Origin of the sequence: Desulfitobacterium sp. PCE1 (assembly GCF_000384015.1) — a bacterium.
Lineage (GTDB): Bacteria > Bacillota > Desulfitobacteriia > Desulfitobacteriales > Desulfitobacteriaceae > Desulfitobacterium > Desulfitobacterium dehalogenans.
Genome location: NZ_KB913023.1, coordinates 775,613 through 793,552, shown reverse-complemented (window position 1 = coordinate 793,552; position 17,940 = coordinate 775,613). Strand labels below are relative to the sequence as shown.

18 protein-coding genes are annotated in these 17,940 nt (G+C 43.9%); 4 read left to right on the top strand and 14 right to left on the bottom strand.

The features are described from left to right. Positions 1-17: 17 nt before the first annotated feature. Positions 18-305 (bottom strand): hypothetical protein, encoded by a 288-nt coding sequence (locus tag DESPCE1_RS0103935; RefSeq protein ID WP_014792742.1) that lies wholly within the window; start codon positions 303-305, stop codon positions 18-20. 258 nt (positions 306-563) lie between these two features. Here DESPCE1_RS0103935 and DESPCE1_RS0103930 point away from each other — a divergent pair, with 258 nt between their 5' ends. Beyond that, positions 564-1,232 (top strand): Crp/Fnr family transcriptional regulator, encoded by a 669-nt coding sequence (locus DESPCE1_RS0103930; protein ID WP_014792741.1) that lies wholly within the window; start codon positions 564-566, stop codon positions 1,230-1,232. A gap of 76 nt (positions 1,233-1,308) precedes the next feature. Here the strand turns inward: DESPCE1_RS0103930 and DESPCE1_RS0103925 are convergent, their stop codons facing one another. The 4 genes from DESPCE1_RS0103925 to DESPCE1_RS0103910 all read right to left on the bottom strand — a co-directional run bounded on the left by DESPCE1_RS0103925 (position 1,309) and on the right by DESPCE1_RS0103910 (position 4,859). Continuing rightward, positions 1,309-1,536, bottom strand: a complete 228-nt coding sequence (locus DESPCE1_RS0103925; RefSeq protein ID WP_014792740.1) for a hypothetical protein — start codon at positions 1,534-1,536, stop codon at positions 1,309-1,311. A gap of 112 nt (positions 1,537-1,648) precedes the next feature. Then, positions 1,649-1,900 carry a hypothetical protein gene (locus DESPCE1_RS0103920; protein WP_019849543.1) on the bottom strand — a complete coding sequence of 84 codons (252 nt, stop codon included), beginning with the start codon at positions 1,898-1,900 and terminating at the stop codon, positions 1,649-1,651. A gap of 98 nt (positions 1,901-1,998) precedes the next feature. Next, entirely contained in the window at positions 1,999-2,376 is a 378-nt protein-coding gene (locus DESPCE1_RS0103915; RefSeq protein WP_019849542.1) for a helix-turn-helix transcriptional regulator, read from the bottom strand. An 80-nt stretch (positions 2,377-2,456) separates the two neighbouring features. Beyond that, entirely contained in the window at positions 2,457-4,859 is a 2,403-nt protein-coding gene (locus tag DESPCE1_RS0103910) for a heavy metal translocating P-type ATPase (RefSeq protein WP_019849541.1), read from the bottom strand. A gap of 346 nt (positions 4,860-5,205) precedes the next feature. Between DESPCE1_RS0103910 and DESPCE1_RS23580 the strand changes: the two genes are divergently transcribed. Genes DESPCE1_RS23580 through DESPCE1_RS23950 form a run of 3 tightly spaced genes read left to right on the top strand, consistent with a single transcriptional unit; the run spans position 5,206 to position 6,027 of the window. Next, a complete protein-coding gene (locus tag DESPCE1_RS23580; RefSeq protein ID WP_242831326.1) occupies positions 5,206-5,403 on the top strand; it encodes a hypothetical protein in 198 nt (65 codons plus the stop codon). Next, positions 5,375-5,845, top strand: coding sequence for a YibE/F family protein (locus DESPCE1_RS21710; protein ID WP_256379821.1), 471 nt, complete (start codon positions 5,375-5,377; stop codon positions 5,843-5,845). The genes DESPCE1_RS23580 and DESPCE1_RS21710 overlap by 29 nt, the downstream gene beginning before the upstream one ends. Then, a complete protein-coding gene (locus DESPCE1_RS23950; RefSeq protein WP_256379865.1) occupies positions 5,845-6,027 on the top strand; it encodes a YibE/F family protein in 183 nt (60 codons plus the stop codon). The genes DESPCE1_RS21710 and DESPCE1_RS23950 overlap by 1 nt, the downstream gene beginning before the upstream one ends. A 196-nt stretch (positions 6,028-6,223) precedes the next feature. Here DESPCE1_RS23950 and DESPCE1_RS0103900 read toward each other — a convergent pair whose 3' ends face one another. From DESPCE1_RS0103900 to DESPCE1_RS20975, 9 genes are all read right to left on the bottom strand, one after another. Further along, positions 6,224-8,311 carry a glutamine synthetase III gene (locus DESPCE1_RS0103900; protein ID WP_019849540.1) on the bottom strand — a complete coding sequence of 696 codons (2,088 nt, stop codon included), beginning with the start codon at positions 8,309-8,311 and terminating at the stop codon, positions 6,224-6,226. Positions 8,312-8,502: 191 nt separating this feature from the next. Continuing rightward, complete coding sequence (locus tag DESPCE1_RS0103895; protein ID WP_014792736.1) at positions 8,503-9,117, bottom strand: nitroreductase family protein; 615 nt, start codon at positions 9,115-9,117, stop codon at positions 8,503-8,505. A gap of 143 nt (positions 9,118-9,260) precedes the next feature. Then, positions 9,261-10,343 (bottom strand): quinolinate synthase NadA, encoded by a 1,083-nt coding sequence (gene nadA / locus DESPCE1_RS0103890; protein ID WP_019849539.1) that lies wholly within the window; start codon positions 10,341-10,343, stop codon positions 9,261-9,263. A gap of 107 nt (positions 10,344-10,450) precedes the next feature. After that, positions 10,451-12,244 (bottom strand): nitrogen regulation protein NR(II), encoded by a 1,794-nt coding sequence (locus DESPCE1_RS0103885; RefSeq protein WP_019849538.1) that lies wholly within the window; start codon positions 12,242-12,244, stop codon positions 10,451-10,453. A gap of 62 nt (positions 12,245-12,306) precedes the next feature. Beyond that, positions 12,307-12,429 (bottom strand): cyclic lactone autoinducer peptide, encoded by a 123-nt coding sequence (locus tag DESPCE1_RS22275; RefSeq protein ID WP_018214162.1) that lies wholly within the window; start codon positions 12,427-12,429, stop codon positions 12,307-12,309. A 1-nt stretch (position 12,430) separates the two neighbouring features. Further along, positions 12,431-13,015 carry an accessory gene regulator ArgB-like protein gene (locus DESPCE1_RS0103880; RefSeq protein ID WP_019849537.1) on the bottom strand — a complete coding sequence of 195 codons (585 nt, stop codon included), beginning with the start codon at positions 13,013-13,015 and terminating at the stop codon, positions 12,431-12,433. Positions 13,016-13,624: 609 nt separating this feature from the next. Further along, a complete protein-coding gene (locus DESPCE1_RS0103870) occupies positions 13,625-14,812 on the bottom strand; it encodes a benzoate/H(+) symporter BenE family transporter (protein WP_019849535.1) in 1,188 nt (395 codons plus the stop codon). Between the two features lie 193 nt (positions 14,813-15,005). Then, positions 15,006-16,490: a methyl-accepting chemotaxis protein gene (locus DESPCE1_RS0103865; RefSeq protein ID WP_019849534.1), complete on the bottom strand. Its 1,485-nt coding sequence runs from the start codon at positions 16,488-16,490 to the stop codon at positions 15,006-15,008. A 23-nt stretch (positions 16,491-16,513) separates the two neighbouring features. Next, on the bottom strand, positions 16,514-17,887 hold the full coding sequence (locus tag DESPCE1_RS20975) for an acyl-CoA carboxylase subunit beta (RefSeq protein WP_019849533.1): 1,374 nt from the start codon (positions 17,885-17,887) through the stop codon (positions 16,514-16,516). Positions 17,888-17,940 lie beyond the last annotated feature (53 nt).

Sequence of the window (17,940 nt, the reverse complement as noted above, 5' to 3'; positions counted from 1 at the left end):
TCCACACCTTCTTACCCTTAATTATTGATTTTTGCAGTAATTTTCGAAGCTGGTTTTAACCCCGATATCCTGGCCAGATAAATCCCCGCGGCGATTGAAATTATGAAAAAGAGAAATGCTCCAACGGTAGCAGCTTGAACATGATTACCTGATAAGTTCACTCGGACAAAAGAAATCCCCAATAGTGTCCAGAAAAACCATACTGCGAATGCCAGCCACATATACCATTTGTGAATCTGGGGTTTGAGCCATTGTATGCCGATTGTCGCAATAACACCTAATAGAAAAATCCATAGGGTATACATCAATATCACCTCCTTGTTCACCCTTGAACATTTGATTAGTTATACTTTTCACTTTATAATGGTATCAGTGTCCCTACTATTCTGAATAGTTCACACGCTACAATGTAACATAGATTACATACCTGGTTTTATATCGCGTTGATTGGGATTCCGTCACTTAAGTGGTTAACCTCGTAATAAAATCTGCACTAAGTTCTGGGTACGGGCAAAGCCAAGCCAATTATTTAGCTTGTAATTTTATAGTTAAGGAGGATCCCTATGTCCACTTTATTAAACTCATTTAAATATTCCCCGTTTTTATGTTATGAATGTCCCCAGCTCGCTTCTTTAGCCCACCAACATGGGGAAAAAGTACTCTATCCTAAACATCATATTATTTTGACACCCGAAATGCCTGTCCACTCTGTCTATTATATTGAACAGGGCCGAGTAAGATATGTATCCATCAGCCCCCAAGGGGATGAACACATTTGGGGAATTTTAACGGAAGACTCTTTCTTCGGGCTGATCCCGATCCTTTTACTCGATCCCTCCTGTGGGGTATTCGTGATTACAGAGACACCCACGACAATTTATAAAATAGAAAAGGATTGTTTTTTAGATATTTTAAATACCTTCCCGGAATTTAATTTATCCATCATCAAAGGACTAGCCCACTTTGGTAATGAATTATTAAATCAAATTGAGAGCTTATTGTTTTACAACAATAGGGAGCGGCTATTAGAACTTTTATTGGCTTCCATCGATAAGGAAAACCCTGTAGATCAGAATTGGTATCAGCTTAAAATTCAATACACTCAGGAAGATATCGGTAAAATCATCGGTGCAACCAGAATTACGGTGACAAGACTGATTTCCGAACTCTGTAAAGAAGAAGTCATCAGGATGGTTAATCATAAGATCGAAATCAAATATACCGACCCATAAATATAGCAAAAAACACGACCCTCATCTCCAATTCCTGGTGATAAGCGTCGTGTTTTTATGTACTGGGCCTCGGATACTATAATGTCGAGGAAAAATGCGCCATAGCTTTCTTAAATTCCTCAACGGCTTCCGGCTTAAGCAGCTCAAAATACTTTGGCATGACTTCCTGCAAATAACTCTGGTCAAAGGTACCTTCAGCCTGCTTGGCAAAACCCTTTTCAAGCAGCGCTTTAGCCTCATCTTGCTTATCCTCTTTTACTCTTTCCATAAAAAAGTTGTAGAACAGTTCCTGACCTTGGTTCATCTCTCACTTATCCTTTCCAATGTTCTTTGTCATCAAGGCTCGCATTTTTAATAAAAACTTTAAATTATACTACGGTTCCTGTCAACTCTTTTATTATCATCTTTCCCCACAGCTATAATTCTATCCTTTCCGGAAAAGCCTTATCCCGCATAACACCCCACATCTTATCGATAGACATAGCCTCTCTTTTCACAATAATCCGTAATGTCGTCCAGCAGCTTGCGCTTCTCCTTCTCGGACATGGGTGGGACGGAATGATTAGAGCAACAATCTTTTCCAGACTATCCGTCAGCAAAGCAGGAGAGCCGCCGCCCTCATCATACATCTCATGCAATGAGGACAGAAGCTGCAAATGCTCTTGCAAAGAAAGGCGTACTCTCTCCACTATTATAGTGAATGAGAGTACGCCTTTGGCTATTTGCCCTTGCGTTCATCCATATCCTTCGTCCTATCCGGGACAATTCATTCATCAATATGCTCTAAGCCCTGGCGGTAAAGTTCCAGAACATGATTATCATGAAGGGAATAATAGACCATTTTCCCCTCCCGCCGGTACTTGACAAGATTGCTGCTCCGCAAAACTCTGAGCTGATGGGATGTTGCAGACTGGCTTAAACCCAGGAGTTCAGCAAGATCACAGACACAAACCTCGGCCTTCGCAAGCGCATCCATAATCCGTACCCGGGTGGGATCTCCCAGAGTCTTGAATAAATCCGCCAGTTTAGTCGCCCGATCCAGGCTCAGAAGCTGATGAGCATAAGCACGAATCACATCCGGGTGGGTACAAACCACCTCACATGAAATGTTTTCATTGTTTTCATGGCGCTTATTAGAAGTCATTGTCAGCTTCACCCCATTATGCTATTCCCTGCTGATTAGTACTATATCAGTAAATCTGCAGCCTGACAAGGGAGGGGAGATCACAGACTCGGCAGAGCAGCGGCTTTTTCAAGGCGGGTATAACGTCTGACACGGGTTGCATTCAAAATCGCCAGCAAAGCCACTCCAACATCGGCGAAAACAGCTTCCCACATGCTTGCCACGCCCAACATGCCCAGCACAATGAAGCCAAGTTTGATGATCAATGCGAACCCAATGTTCTGCCAGATCACCTTTTTCGTAAACCGTGCGATATCCATGGCGCTTACCAATTTATCGGGCCGGTCTTCCATCAGAACGACATCTGCCGCTTCGATAGCTGCGTCGGAACCCAAACCGCCCATGGCTACTCCAATATCTGCCCGGATTAAGACCGGTGCATCATTAATCCCGTCCCCAACAAATACAACCTTCCCTTTCCCCTTAAGCTTCTGTTGGTAATTCTCAAGCCAAGTGACTTTATCTTCAGGAAGCAAATCGCCATGATATTCCTGGATTCCTAACTGTTCAGCCACTGCCTCGGCAACGTTGTGCTGATCCCCTGTGAGCATAACTGTGGCAATCCCCGCCTGATTTAACTGAGCCACTGTTTCTTTGGCTCCTTCTTTTGAGCGGTCGGAAATAATAAGAAGCCCTGCGTATTCGCCATCCACCGCAATATAGACTTGAGTGCCGACGCCCTTCGTTTTCAGTTCGGGAACTTCTATGGAGTTCTGAAGCAGGAGATCTTTTTTACCCGCTAATACTACTTTACCTTTGAATTCTGAGCGAATTCCCTTGCCGCTGATTTCTTCGTAATGGGTGATCGAAGCGGAGTCAATTGCTTTACCCCATTTATCCCGAATGGATTTGGCAATGGGATGGCTGGAATGAACTTCAGCAGTGGCAGCAATTTCGAGCAGTTGTTCCTCAGTATAATGCTTGCTTGTTTCTATTTTGTTTACTTCAAATACCCCTTGAGTTAGAGTTCCCGTCTTATCGAATATCACTGTTTTTACTGAGGTCAGAGCTTCCAGATAATTCGCTCCTTTAACCAGAATCCCATGACGAGAAGCCCCGCCGATTCCGCCAAAATAACCGAGAGGTACAGAAATCACCAAGGCACAGGGGCAGGAGATTACGAGAATCGTCATGGCCCGATAGAGCCATTCCCGAAAATCGCCTCCCATAAAGAGAGGGGGAATCAAGGCAATCCCTAAAGCTATAACCACTACGGCCGGTGTATAGTACCGGGCAAATGTCGTAATGAATTTTTCCGTTTTGGCTTTCCGAGCACTTGCATTCTCCACCAGATCAAGGATCTTCTGAACTGAAGAATCGGCAAACTCCCGGGTCACACGAACGGTAATCACTCCCGACGTGTTGATCATTCCCGCCAGAACCCCATCCCCAACTTTAACTGACCGTGGTACGGATTCGCCCGTTAAAGCCGATGTATCCACATAGGAAGACCCATGAACAACTTCACCATCCAAGGGAACCTTTTCTCCGGGGCGAATCAAAATCTGTTGTCCAATATGAACATCTTCCGGATCAACTTTGTTAACATCCAATCCATTCACCAGATTCGCATAATCCGGGCGAATGTTGAGCACCGCTTGAATTGAACGCCTGGAGCGGTTGACTGCCCGATCTTCAAGGTATTCTCCCACAGCGTAGAAGAGCATAACCCCTACCGCTTCCGGAAGCTCATGAATAGCAATGGCCCCCAGTGTCGCTATACTCATTAAAAAGTTTTCATCGAAAACTGAGCCACGAAGAATATTCCGGAAGGCCTTTCCCAGAACTTCATACCCGACCAAGCCATAAGCCAGTAGAAAAACAAGATATTCAAGAACCTCCAGGGAGGTATTATGCCAACGCGAACCAAAAATCAGCCCGATGGCCAGGAAAATACCGGCTACTAGAATTTTCAATAGCTTTTGCCTTGTTTCCTTTGCTTCCTCTTCCTCGCTATGAACATTGTTCTTTACCGCTTTTTTCTCCATGGGCACAAGCTTTACCCCTGGTTCTATTCTCTCCATGATTTCCTGCGCTTTGCTCATCATCGCAGGAGGCAGAAAAACAGTCTTCATGGCATAGTTAATCGTTGTTTCACCTATACCCTCCGTTGCACTGAGCGCCTGCTCCATCTTAGCCGAGCAGTTAGGGCAAAACTCCCCTTCAATTCGATATTGAACTTTTGCCGGAGAGTTTACCGACTTTTTCTCCTTCGCTGCCACAAGTTTAACTCCGGGTTCGATTTTCTCAATGATAGCTTGGGCCTGGCCGACCATCCCAGGGGGTAAGAAAACCGTTTTCATGGCATAATTGATGGTCGTCTCCCCTATTCCTTCCATTACGCTTAATGCCCTTTCCATCTTGGCCGAACAATTGGCACAGAATTCGCCTTCGATACAAAATTTCACCCGTTCTTCTGATTGATTACGATTTCTATCAGGCATTCCCTTTCCCTCCAAACCTCACTTATGTTTCTACATATTCACGGTTCCTCTTATTTGTTCATTTCTATATATGAATATCTGTTCATATATAGAATATCAAATCTGCTCTTTCGCTTCAAGATGTACCTTAAAATAATTTAATCATCTTTAACCTTTCCATGATTTGGTTTTAACATATACGTCTTATACTTATAGACGAGAAATAAAATAATTTTGGAGGTATGTTAATGTTTAAGAACCTTAAAATGCCTAAGAGATTACTGGCATCATTGCTCTGCCTGGTTATGGTATCGCCTTTGAGCGCTACTTGAAGAAGATGCTTCGGAATATTAACAGAAAAGAAGTTGTGTTTATAATTACCGTTTTAATAGCGATAGGGATTCTCACACTATTGCCTACGGGATTTCAGAAGCAAGAATACCACTTTACCGAGGGCGTACGGGCTAAAGTCATTTCTGTCAATAATATAGGAATCCATAGCTCCGGAATTTTTAAACTGGGGTATCTGGAAGATTTTGATACCGGCAATGCTTTACGGCTTTAATCCACTCATAGTTGCCCTCATTGTGGGAAATGTACTTACCGTTGTTACCCTGCTCTCGGTGGCAGGATTCACTAGAAAAGCCTATGCCTCTATTATCAGTGCTGTTACTTGTTCCATCGCAACCTGCCTTCTGGCCATTCTCTTTGGCAGTCTATTTAATATCCACGGCGCGGTAATGGAAGGAGCCGAATCACTGTTGTATGCCGGATTTATGGATCTTGATTTAACTTTAGTTTTTCAAGGAGGAATTTATCTTGCCTGTTCAGGTGCCGTACTCGATTTAGCAATCGATATTTCATCAGCTCTGGAAGAGATTATCCATAATAATCCCCATGTAACCAAGACGGCCCTTATGAAATCAGGACTTAACATCGGAAAATCCGTAGTCGGCGCCAAACTACTACTCTGCTGCTGGCCTATATGGGGAGCTACATCACCGTGATGATGGTCTTTATGGCACAAGGCACACCATTTATGAATATCCTCAATTCAAAGCCTATTGCAGCAGAAATATTGCACACCTTTGTCGGCTGTATCGGACTGGTCCTGGTATCTCCATTAACATCACTTATCTGCGGCCTTATCTACGATTGGGATAGCAACACTGCCCAAAACCAGGGATGAGACAAGACTCCACGGGGAAGAGAGTTCAAATTGTGCACCAGTGCGTAATTTGAACCACCATTCATTTCTTAAAAGCGACTTTGCCTATTTAGTCATTGAAAGAAGGCCACCAATACACTCCACAAAGATGTACTAATGGCCTTTTCCATGCTTCTTCCATGATAAAATCAGAAGTATTTATACCTGAACCAACCCATTACAGCTTAAACAGCATGTCCGCATAACTGGGCAGAGGCCAGTATTCCTTATCCACCAGTTCCTCCAGCTGATCCACAGCCACCCGGAGAGCATTCATAGCGGTGAATACTTCATCCCGATAAAACACGCCTTGCGCAAAGACATCATCCATAGCCAGCGCTTCCTTGGCCTTCTCTTCCAGAGCCCGAAGGCTTTCATCCACGGCCACCACTATTGAAGAGACTCGGTTCAAAAGTCCTTCCTGAACAGAGACAGGAGCGCTGGAAACTGCTTTCACTGCCGAAATACCGGCGGCCAGGCTTTGAATCATTTTCAAACCGGCGGGCATAATCTGCCGTTTGACCATAGTGAGCATAGTTTGCGCTTCAATATTAATAATTTTATTGTATTGCTCAAGGAGAATCTCATAACGGGAATGAAGCTCTGTTCTACTGAGAACACCGTGTTTGACAAAGAGTGTCACTGCTTTTTCCGTGATCCAGGCAGGGATTGCATCCACAGTGGAACAGATATTGGGTAATCTCCGGCGCTCTGCTTCTTCCACCCATTCATCCGAATAGTTATTGCCGTCGAAGACGATACGGGAATGCTTCACCGCAATCTCCTTAAGCAGCTTCTTCAAATCGGCGTTAAAATCTTCCGCCTGCTCCAGCCGGTCCGCCATGTGACAAAGGGCTTCTGCCACAATAGAATTCAGAACAATGTTAGGTCCGGCGATCGAAAGCGAGGAAGGAACCATCCTGAATTCAAATTTATTGCCGGTAAAAGCAAAGGGGGAAGTCCGGTTCCGGTCGGTGGAATCCTTCCTCAAAACAGGTAAAGTGGAGACCCCAATATTCATGCGGCTTTCAGATTTTGAGCGGGTCAAGCCGCCATTTTGCAATTGAGCTAAAATATCGCTCAGTTGATCTCCTAAGAAGACAGAGATAATGGCCGGGGGGGCTTCATTAGCACCCAGGCGATGATCGTTGCCTGAGTTAGCGGCGGAAGCCCGGAGCAAATCCGCGTGCTCATCCACAGCTTTCAACACCGCACAAAGAAAGGTAAGGAATTGAGCATTCTCATGGGGTGTGCGACCGGGATCCAGGAGATTCTTTCCGGTATTGGTTCCTAAAGCCCAATTGTTATGCTTGCCGGAGCCATTGACACCGGCGAAGGGTTTTTCATGGAGGAGACAGACCAAACCATGGCGGTTGGCCACTTTTTTCAGGATATCCATGATCAATTGATTATGATCCGTAGCCACATTGGTCACGCTGAAAATAGGCGCGATTTCATACTGACCGGGGGCCACTTCTTTATGCTGAGTCTTGGCAGCGATGCCCAGCTTCCAGGCTTCCACATTCACTTCATGCATAAAAGCCGATACCCGCTCATTGATGCTGCCAAAATACTGGTCTTCCATTTCCTGACCCTTGGGAGGCCTCGCTCCAAAGAGGGTACGGCCTGTAAGGACAAGGTCCATTCTCTTTTCGTAGTAGGCTTTGTCGATAAGGAAGTACTCTTGTTCCGGACCTACAGTGCTGGAGACACGAGTGGTTTCCTCATCCCCAAAAAGTCTGAGAATCCGCACCGCTTGCTTGGATAATGCCTCCATAGAACGGAGCAAGGGAGTTTTATTATCTAAGGCTTCGCCGGTATAAGCGCAGAAAGCGGTAGGGATACACAGCACGATATTGACTCCTTCTTCCCTTAAAAAGGCCGGTGACGTGCAATCCCAGGCTGTATAACCACGGGCTTCAAAGGTGGAACGAATCCCCCCATTGGGAAAAGAAGAGGCATCCGGCTCACCTTTAATGAGTTCCTTGCCGGAAAACTCCATAATCACCCGACCATCGCTGGTTGGGGCTATAAAAGAGTCATGTTTCTCAGCAGTTAACCCTGTTAAGGGTTGGAACCAATGAGTATAATGGGTGGCTCCCTTTTCAATAGCCCAATCCTTCATGGCACTGGCCACCACTTCAGCCACACTGGGTTCCAGAGGGAGTCCATTTTCGATGGTATTCTTTAAAGATTTATACATGTTTTTGGGAAGCCTTTCACGCATCACACTGTCATTAAACACATTCATTCCGAAGATCTTCATCCCTTTTTCCCCTTTCAACTACAGCAAATAAAAAAAGCGCCCTAAGAAATGTACCAGGTACATTCCTTATGAGCGCCTTTGCTCTTCTTTTATAAAATTACTGAATTAAAAATAACACAGAACAAGGGATCATGACAACGGTTTTTTTAGATGTATACAATATTTATACCTCTCATTCCACCCTGAGCACTCTATTCGATAACCTTATAGATAATCTCCTCAAGCTTTAAGCGAGGCCGCATGCCGGGACTTTGGTCCGGAAAGCCCACAGGCATCAGAGCTGTAATGATGAGGTTTTCCGGCAAGTCCAGGATCTTGCTGATCTCTCTGGCCTTCATTAATTGTACCCAACAGGTACCTAAGCCCAAAGACACAGCGCGCAGGGCAATATGCTCAATGGCAATGGCCACATTCAGCATGGCATGAGGCTTATACCCCTTTAAGGTCTCAGCATCCATAGGCTTATCCGCATTGGGATAGTTGCTTACATCCTCTTCTCTAAATACTCCGGCATCCACTAATTCCTGAAGCCTCTTGCGGGTGTTGGTGGCATAGGTTGAGAGATCGGCACAGCACACCAAAAGCACAGGAGCTTCACTCAGAAATCTATTATTGAAAGCAGCTCCCTGGATTTTTTCTTTAACCTCCTGATTTTTAACCACGATAAAACGCCAAGGCTGCTGATTGGTTCCCGAAGGTGCCAAACGGGCAGCCTCCAGCAATTCTCTCAGCATCTCCTCAGGTACAGGATCCGGCTTGAATTTGCGGATACTGTGTCTTTCCAGCATTGCGGTTTTTACATCCATTGAATTACCCCTCCCAGGCCCTAGGCCCTGTTTTCTTTCTATTCTCTTATGTTACAAGAATTTTCTGATAATAACAATAGGTCAAAGAGATAGAAAGATCCAAGAAAAGCAAGCCCTTCCTTGGATCCATTACGGAATCTCATCTATTTGCTCATCTCCAGCATTCGATCCAAGGCTACAATGGCATCCTTGGCAATCTCAGGTTTCACAGTAATTTGATTCACTACATTACCTTTCTGCAGATTCTCCAAAGCCCAGAGAAGATGAGGTTGACTGATGCGGCTCATCATGACACAGAGACAAGTGTTCTCATTGAGACTAAATACCTTTTTATCCGGGTTCTCCTTGGCCAGCCGGCTTACAAGATTGATCTCTGTTCCCACAGCCCAAATGCTCCCCTCCGGAGCGCCTGTAATTTGACGGATAATAAAATCTGTGGAGCCGTCCAGATCCGCCTTTTCAACCACTGCATGGCTGCATTCCGGGTGAACTATCACCGTAACTCCAGGATATTTCGACCGGACATAATCCACATGGGCAGGCGTGAATCTCTGATGGACACCGCAATAGCCATCCCAAAGGATAATCTTCGGTGCAGCCTCCGGCAGCTCCATCTCCCATTCCTCCCGATGCCATAAGAACATGTCCTTATCCTCTAGGCCCAGATGCATCGCTGAATTGCGTCCAAGATGCTCATCCGGCAGGAAAAGGATATGTTTCCCCTGACTGAACAATGTTTTGAGGATCTTCATAGCATTGGAGGAAGTACAAGTCAGACCTCCATGGCGTCCGCAAAAGGCTTTCACCTCTGCCGAGGAATTGACGTATGTTACAGGAACGAACTCTTCATTATACTGGGTACTGATCTGTTCCCAGCACCGTTCAACATCTTCGATATCTGCCATATCAGCCATAGGGCACCCTGCCTCCAGATCGGGCAAGATCACCTTCTGCTCCGGAACAGTCAGGATGTCAGCAGTCTCCGCCATAAAGTGGACACCACAGAAGACGATGTACTCCGCGTCAGCTTGAGCCGCCAATTGAGAGAGTCTCAGAGAATCCCCCCGGTAATCAGCATAGCGGACAACCTCATCCCGTTGATAATGATGGCCCAGTATAATCAACCGGGAACCCAGCTCCTCTTTCACCTTTCGTATCCGCCGATCCATCTCTTCTTCGCTAAGGTTAAGATACTCTTCCGGTAGAGGCTGTTGCGTGGTGAACATTTTGTATTCCTCCATAAAAGCATGTTATTCGCGATGAATTTATTCTATTTAACCAAATGTCCATTTATCTGTCAACTTGATATGAATAGTATTCCTAATATTGTCCATTAAATGACTTCGTCTTTTTTACTTAGGATATTTCTTCTCTTAAATATAACTTTAAACGTTGTCCCTTGATTTCCCGTATCAAAAATCAGCTCAGCATTATGGCGATGAGCTATCCCCATGGAGATAGCAATTCCCAGACCCGTTCCGCTTTCTTTGGTTGTAAAAAACGGAGTCCCAATCTTATCTCGAATCTCTTCAGGAATACCGCACCCTTGATCCTGAACAGCCAAAACGATAAGATTTCTTTCCTCGTAGGTCCGGATAATGACACATCCGCCCGGAGGAGTAACCTCTAAGGCATTGCGGACAAAGTTTAAGATCAGTTGACGGATTTCATTCTCATTCAGCATTAAGCTGGGCAATGGATTTAAGTTTAATATGAGCTCTTTATTGCCGTTATTGGCATCGGCCTGAATCATTGGAAAAATTCTATAGATAATCTGATTGATATCCTGTTCTTTAGTAGAATCCATATTATTTTTTGCCAATGATAAAAACTCAGAAATAATGGTATTGGCGCAATCAATCTCCGAAATCATCAGTTCGTTGTATTCCCTTTCATCGGAATCCGAAACCTTACTGCCCCGTAACTGCAAGAAGCCCTTGACAGTGGTGAGGGGATTTCTTATCTCATGGCTGATTCCGGCGGCCATTTGACCAACGAGGTTCAGCCTTTCCAGCCGCGCCATTTCATGCTGCTGTTGCCTTTGCTCCGTGATATCCCTGAAAAAGACCGTAATTCCCTCTTCAAAAGGATAAATACTGGTATGGAAGATTCTCTCAGGAGTCAGTATTCCCTCTCCTTCAAAATAGGCAGGCTCAGCACTAATGAAGACTTCAGAAATATATTGATACGTTACTGTAAGAGAAAAGTCCGGGAAAATCTCCAGGATATTTTTCATTTTTAATTCTTCATCGGACTTATCAAAATACTTTTTAGCTACATCATTATAGAAAAGAAGCCTCCACTCTTTATCTATAGAAAACAAACCATCGGAAATCCCTTCCATGATTTGTTTAAATCGCCGCTGTGAAGCCTCAAGCTCATCATTAATAGCATTTAGTTCTTGGGTATACCCCGCAATCCTGTCAAAAACCGGCTTCAGTTCAGGTAGCCCATGGAAATTCCACGAAAGATTAGCTTCAGGGTGAACGATGGATTCAGAGAATTCTTCCAACTGATGTTGAATCTCTTTCATAAATTTTTGAATGAGGATAATAATGATTCCTAAGGACAAAAACAATAAACTAAAGGAAATACTATACCCCGTAAAAGGCCCAAGCTCAAACTCAGATTTTGTAGCGTAAGCCCATACATATCCCTTCACGTCTTTTTCCAGTAATACTGGAACGCTTACCAGAGTTATATGATCATAATCAAGAACTTTTATTTTAGAAGTCCCATGAAGGTCGACTACAACCTCCTCTACAGACTCTATTTGTTTTCCTTCAGAAACCATCCGGTCAAGAGCCAAGTCATAATAGGCAACGGAGTAGGGGTGTTTCTCCTGTAGCAAGGGTCTTATCGCTTCGTCGAGCTTTATCATTTGTTGGGTTCTAGGTGGAGCGTTTACATCATCTTGGTAAGAAAGGATTAAATGCCAATTGGAATCAATAGTCTGTTTAACGTCTAGAGCAATCGTCAATAAGTCATATTCCAGTTTAACGGACTCTTTTTCCCAAAAGGTCTTTCCAAAAAACAAAATCAATACCATGGTTATCATAAATATGCTAATTGTTATACTAAATAGGGTTGATTGAATAATTGACTTTTTTAGAAAAACTCTATTCATTTTACCCTCCCATTCTTAAGCAAGCTGGGTTTTAAAAACCCAGCTTGCTTAAGTGGAACTCTTTATTTCTGTAATGATTTAGGTGTTTTAGGTTGATATGCGTACCAACCGCAAGCAAATACTGAAGATGCACTGGCTAGTACCATTAATGATGTGGCGAGAGCTGTGAAGATAGTTTTTTTCATCTTATCCACCTCCCCGTCGATTGAATATAGGCAGCAATGTAAGAGACTGATAGAGTATCCCAAAACACATGCTGACATTTAACAATGGTTCCGATGATATTATGTAAATTATGAAAGCTGCGATTACCACAGCAATGGACAGCATTTTTAAGTTATTTCTCAATCTTTTAGAATGAATCGGTTTACTCTCACTATCAACCGGCGCAAGAATAATAACTATCAAAAAGGAACTTGCAAGGCTTATCCAAAGCAAATAATTATAGTGCAATTGGTGTTTCACTAAAGTTTGAGCTAAAACACCAAGAAAGGTATATACAATCGCTCCAAAAACCAAACATTTTGTGGGCGTATTAAAATGTGCACCTCCAGAGACCTTACGTAGTGCAACCCCAAATAGGGCTGCGATAAGTGCAGGTTTCAATGCATCTAAAACAACTGCAAAAAGAATTAATAAAAGAGTCCCTATTACAGCGAGTAGTGATGTCTCAATAGCGTAAGCAATAATCTCTTTCTTATCTTCGTTATAGTCCAAATCCTTGGTGATTATATTAGTCAGGCTATTACTCATATCATTAAGGCTAATCATGTACTACCCTTCTTTCGCCGAATTAAAAGTGCAGTAATAAATAGCAAGATAACCTGTGGTTCAGTAAACAATATTCTACTCATGGAATCAGAAAACATAGCTTCGGCGGGAATATTTAAGACAACTATGAACGAATTAATAGATATAAACTCAAACACAATCAAAAACATATAACTCACTAAAGAAGCAAATAGTGAAACACTTACGTCTTTCTTACTCTTCACGGTTAAGAAAATAAACACTAAGACTACAAGAGCAATTGTATGAGTTCCAAAAGGAAGGTTTATAAGTCTCAAGACGTAAGCAGTTAATGCCAGAATGATCCCCATTGGTATAAGCTCTTTCCACCGAAAAGGAACTCCTGCAATAGCATAGGCTAAGGTGACGATTCCAATTTCTTCTGGGATCCCCTGTAACAGCAATACAATTAAAGGTATGTCTATGGTAACTCACCTACTTCAATTCTGACAAAATGCTATTTTTCATAATAAAGAGCTACTATTTCATAAATTTTCTACATAATTATTAAAACTCCTCCTTCTCTTATAGATTTTAAAAAATTTTAACCAAAAATTGACTCAAATTCTTTAAATTGTCTTAAATTCTAAGTCAATTCTCTACAAATCGTGCGACTAAAGTCCCAATGAGCAAAGACCAGACCGGGGCACTGATATTTAATAGTGTAATATTAGACAAAGCAATGACAAAGGTCAAAGCAGCACTTAATTTCATTTTAGGGTTGGAAAATCCAGTGGATAAGCTATTCCCAAACACACCTAAGAGGGCAAAACCCACCAGCAGGGAAATGAAAGGTTTAGGCAATACCTGAATCAAGGGCACCAGCTTCCAGGCAAAAAGGCCGAAGAGAAGGATAATAACCCCCGAGACTACTGCACCCATGTAGCGTTTTTCCTTAGGGCCCGCTTCAGGATCAGCACAGATGGCCGACATCATACCGGCTACATTGGCCGATTGTCCGCCGAAAAAGCTGGTAAGGACAGAAAAAAAGCCGCTAAGGGAAATCACCTTATTGATAGGCGGATGATAATCATTTTGCTCTAAGGCTCCTAAGCCAACGGCAGCATCATTGCTGAGAATAAGTAAGGCCAAGGGGACCGATACCGACAGAAAGCTTAAGGGATTAAAAACAGGCACCTGAAGAGTAGGCATAACCGGTGAGGAACTCAGAGCTAAACTTTCTAAAGGCTGAGTCAGGAATAAGAGCAGCGTTGCAGCTGCAATAGCTGCAACCATAGGTGGAATCTTGGTTTTCCATTTGCTGAAAATCAAAAAGGCTAAAAGAGCCACCCCACCGATTATGGGAAGCTCCGTGATGGAGTTAATAAAGTTCACCATATAACGTATAATCATACCGGCCAGCATGACTGCTATAATTTGCTTAGGTACATAGTCAAGGAGCTTGGAAAAGATTCCGAACACTCCCACTGCTAACATTAAAAGGGCGGAAACTATATATGCTCCGATAAGCTCCGAATAGGAAAAATGGGCTGTGACGGTAGCTAGAAAAGCCACCCCGGTAATGGAGTGGGCTCCGACGATGGGCATCTTGTAATACCAAGGGATGAGAATACTATAAATTCCCCCAAAAACATAACAGGAAAACATCCATAGTATCGTTTGTGAAGTTGTAAAGTTACCATTGGAGGCCGCCTCCAGGATAATGGCAGGCGGACCTGTTACTGCAAGCAACGCCGATACAATACCCGCCGCAAAATTGCGCAGATTCAAGTCCCTTAAACCGGCTTTATTAATTCTGCTCATGCTTATCCCCATCATTACTGCATCTCCTTGATACCGTTTGCTCCGGATAATTTAAAACTTATTTTAAAGTCTGATAGAGTCTATTATAGTCCCACATAGAAGCAATGCTCAAGGATAATCCTTCGAATTTCTCCATAATTGCTTACACCTGAGTACAGAGAATGGCCGAACTATGGATTCGGCCATTCTTTAAGACGCTTTAACACACTTAATTTTCGAACTTGGAAACAATTCTTTTCAAATCTTCTGCCATGGTGGCCAGAGCTTCACTAGAGGAAGCGATTTCTTCCATAGAAGCGGATTGCTCTTCCGTCCCAGTTAAGATATGACTGACTTCAAAAGCAATCGCATCGGTGATAGCATTGACTTCATCCATAATACTGACCACATGTTGATTGGCCTCGGAGCTGAACTGGATTTGTTCTACAGTCTTTTCTATTTCAGAGGACATTTCCTCGATCAGCCCCTTGATTCCTTTAAAGGCCTCTCCCGCATCGTTAACCACTAGGGTCCCTGTCTTGACTTCTTTAATCCCGTCATCCATTGCCGAGATCGCGTTTTCAGTCTCCGTCTGAATAAGTTGGATCAAGTCGGCGATTTGAGCCGTGGCCTCTGTGGATTGTTCAGCGAGTTTGCGGACTTCATCGGCCACGACAGCAAAACCACTGCCTGCTTCACCGGCCCGTGCTGCCTCGATGGCCGCATTGAGTGCCAGAAGGTTGGTTTGGGACGCAATTCCCCCGATCGTATCCACAATGCCTGAGATCTGAGTCGAATTTTCACCGAGGATCTTAACCACTTCCGCCGATTTGCTCACCGTCTTCTCAATGCTGTGCATTTGGTCGATAGTGCGCAGTATACTTTCTTCCCCTTTATTTGCTGAATCCGCCACCTCACTGGATTTGCCGGCCATTTGCTTGGAACTTTCTATCATAGTCGCCATCGTGGCGGAAACTTCACCCACCGCTTGAAAGGCATCACGAACCAGTGCTTCCTGGCGGGTTGTCCCCTCCGCAACCTCACTGATCGAACGAACAATCTGTTCAGAAGTCTGAGCGGATTGGTCCAGCCCCTGATTCATTTCCTCAGCGGTCGCCGCCACATTATCGGAAGATGCCTTAGTCATAGTAACCACTTCATTTAAATTAACGACCATACGATTTAAGGACTCTCCAAGTTCACTGATGCTATCCATCCCTGTAATGTTAAGCTTTTCCACTGATAATTTTCCTTGAGCTATCGCTTTTGCCGTTTCTGACATAGGGGTGATTCTCTTCGTGATCCGGTGATTGATATACAGGGAAGATAGTATTGAGGTCAAAAGAATAGCGATATAACCAAGGATAGTAAACCATAGTTCTCGATTTTGTTCGGCATTCAATTCCACATCATAGTTCGCGATTTTTTGTTCGATATCATCCACATAGTTCCCTGTCCCAATAGCCCAGCCCCAAGAATCAAATCCCGCGGAGTATGAGCGTTTCGGCAATGGAGTCTGAGAGGGGTCTACATCTTTGGGGCGTGGATAATAATACTCTGAATAACCCCCTTCAGGTTTCCGGGCATTTTCCAGAAAAGCCTGGACAAAGTAATTCTCTTTGGCATCCTGGAATTCCGTACGCAAGGTTCCCGGTGCAGTACCTCCTACACCCGAAGCGATAAAATAACCATCATATGTATCTGCCCAGAACATAACTCCGGATCTTGGTTTATCCTTTAAACCGCAAGTTGTTCTCTTTTCCTAAGCTCTTCGATCGCTTCAATCAGCTTTTGCCGGGTCTCATAGGGCTCTATTACCTCATCGATCACTCCATGAGAAAGGGCTAGTTCCAGATTCGCTTCCATTCCGCGGCTCAGGCTCCTCTCCAGAGACTCCGATGAAGCCGAATCCTTCTTCAACAGATTCACCGCAGCTCCAATTCCCATCACGCCGATCTCTGCGGTTGTCCAGGCATAGACACGTGTTGCTCCGATAGCTTTCGAATTAAGAGCGATATATGCTCCCCCAAATGCCTTTCTGATAATCACCGTGATTTTGGGTGCCGAAGCTTCTGCAAAAGCCTTGACGATATCTGCTCCATATCTGAGCAGCCCACTGGATTCTTGCCGGACTCCCGGCATAAAACCAACTGTATCTTCAAGGAGTATAACAGGAAGATTAAAATTGGAACAAAGCCGAATAAAGCAGGCAATTTTTTCGGAGGCATCGACATCCAGTGCTCCAGCAAGATGTTTCGGTTGATTGGCAATCAATCCACAAGCAATACCATTGAATCTCCCGAAGCCAATAATCGTATTCTTTGCATACTGCTTCTGAATCTCTATAAATGATTCATTATCCACGATTTTCTCGATGAGCTTAAGCATGTCATAAGGCTTATTCGATTCCACCGGCACAATGTTTTTTGGATCTGAATATTTAGGGGAAATGCCCGATACCATCCGTGGAGATTTTTCACGGTGATTCTGTGGCAAGTAAGAAAGCAGCCTGCGAACATCTTTAATGGCAGACTCCTCATCTGAGGATTCAAAATGGTTAACCCCGCTCACTTTTCCATGTATCTTTGTTCCCCCTAATTCTTCCGCAGTTGATCTCTCGCCGGTAATTGCCTGTACAACTTTAGGACCCGTGACAAAAAGTTTGGATTTTTCTTCAATCATAAATATAAAGTCTGTTAATGCCGGACAATAGGCTGCGCCGCCGGCACAAGAACCAATAATAACCGAAATCTGAGGTATCTTCCCTGATAATTTCACATGGTGATTAAACAACTTTCCAACGGCATCCAGCGCTAGAATACCATCTTGGATTCTGGCTCCAACCGAATGGTAAAAACCAACTATGGGAACACCCTCATTTAACGCCATATCCATGACAGCGATGATTTTATTGGCATGAGCCGAATCAATGGAGCCCCCTCTGGTCTCAAAGTTTTGAGCAAAGGCGTATACCCGCCGGCCATTCACCTTCCCAAATCCGGTTAGAACATTGGTTTCCGGCATACGCTCTTGCAACTCAACAAAGGTACCTTCATCCATTAATTTATGAATAAGCTCAAGGGGCTTAACCCGGGCTATATCCTTTTCCATCCATAACTCCTCCACCTGTTCGGGGTTTAGCACCTCTCAATTCTTTCTGGACA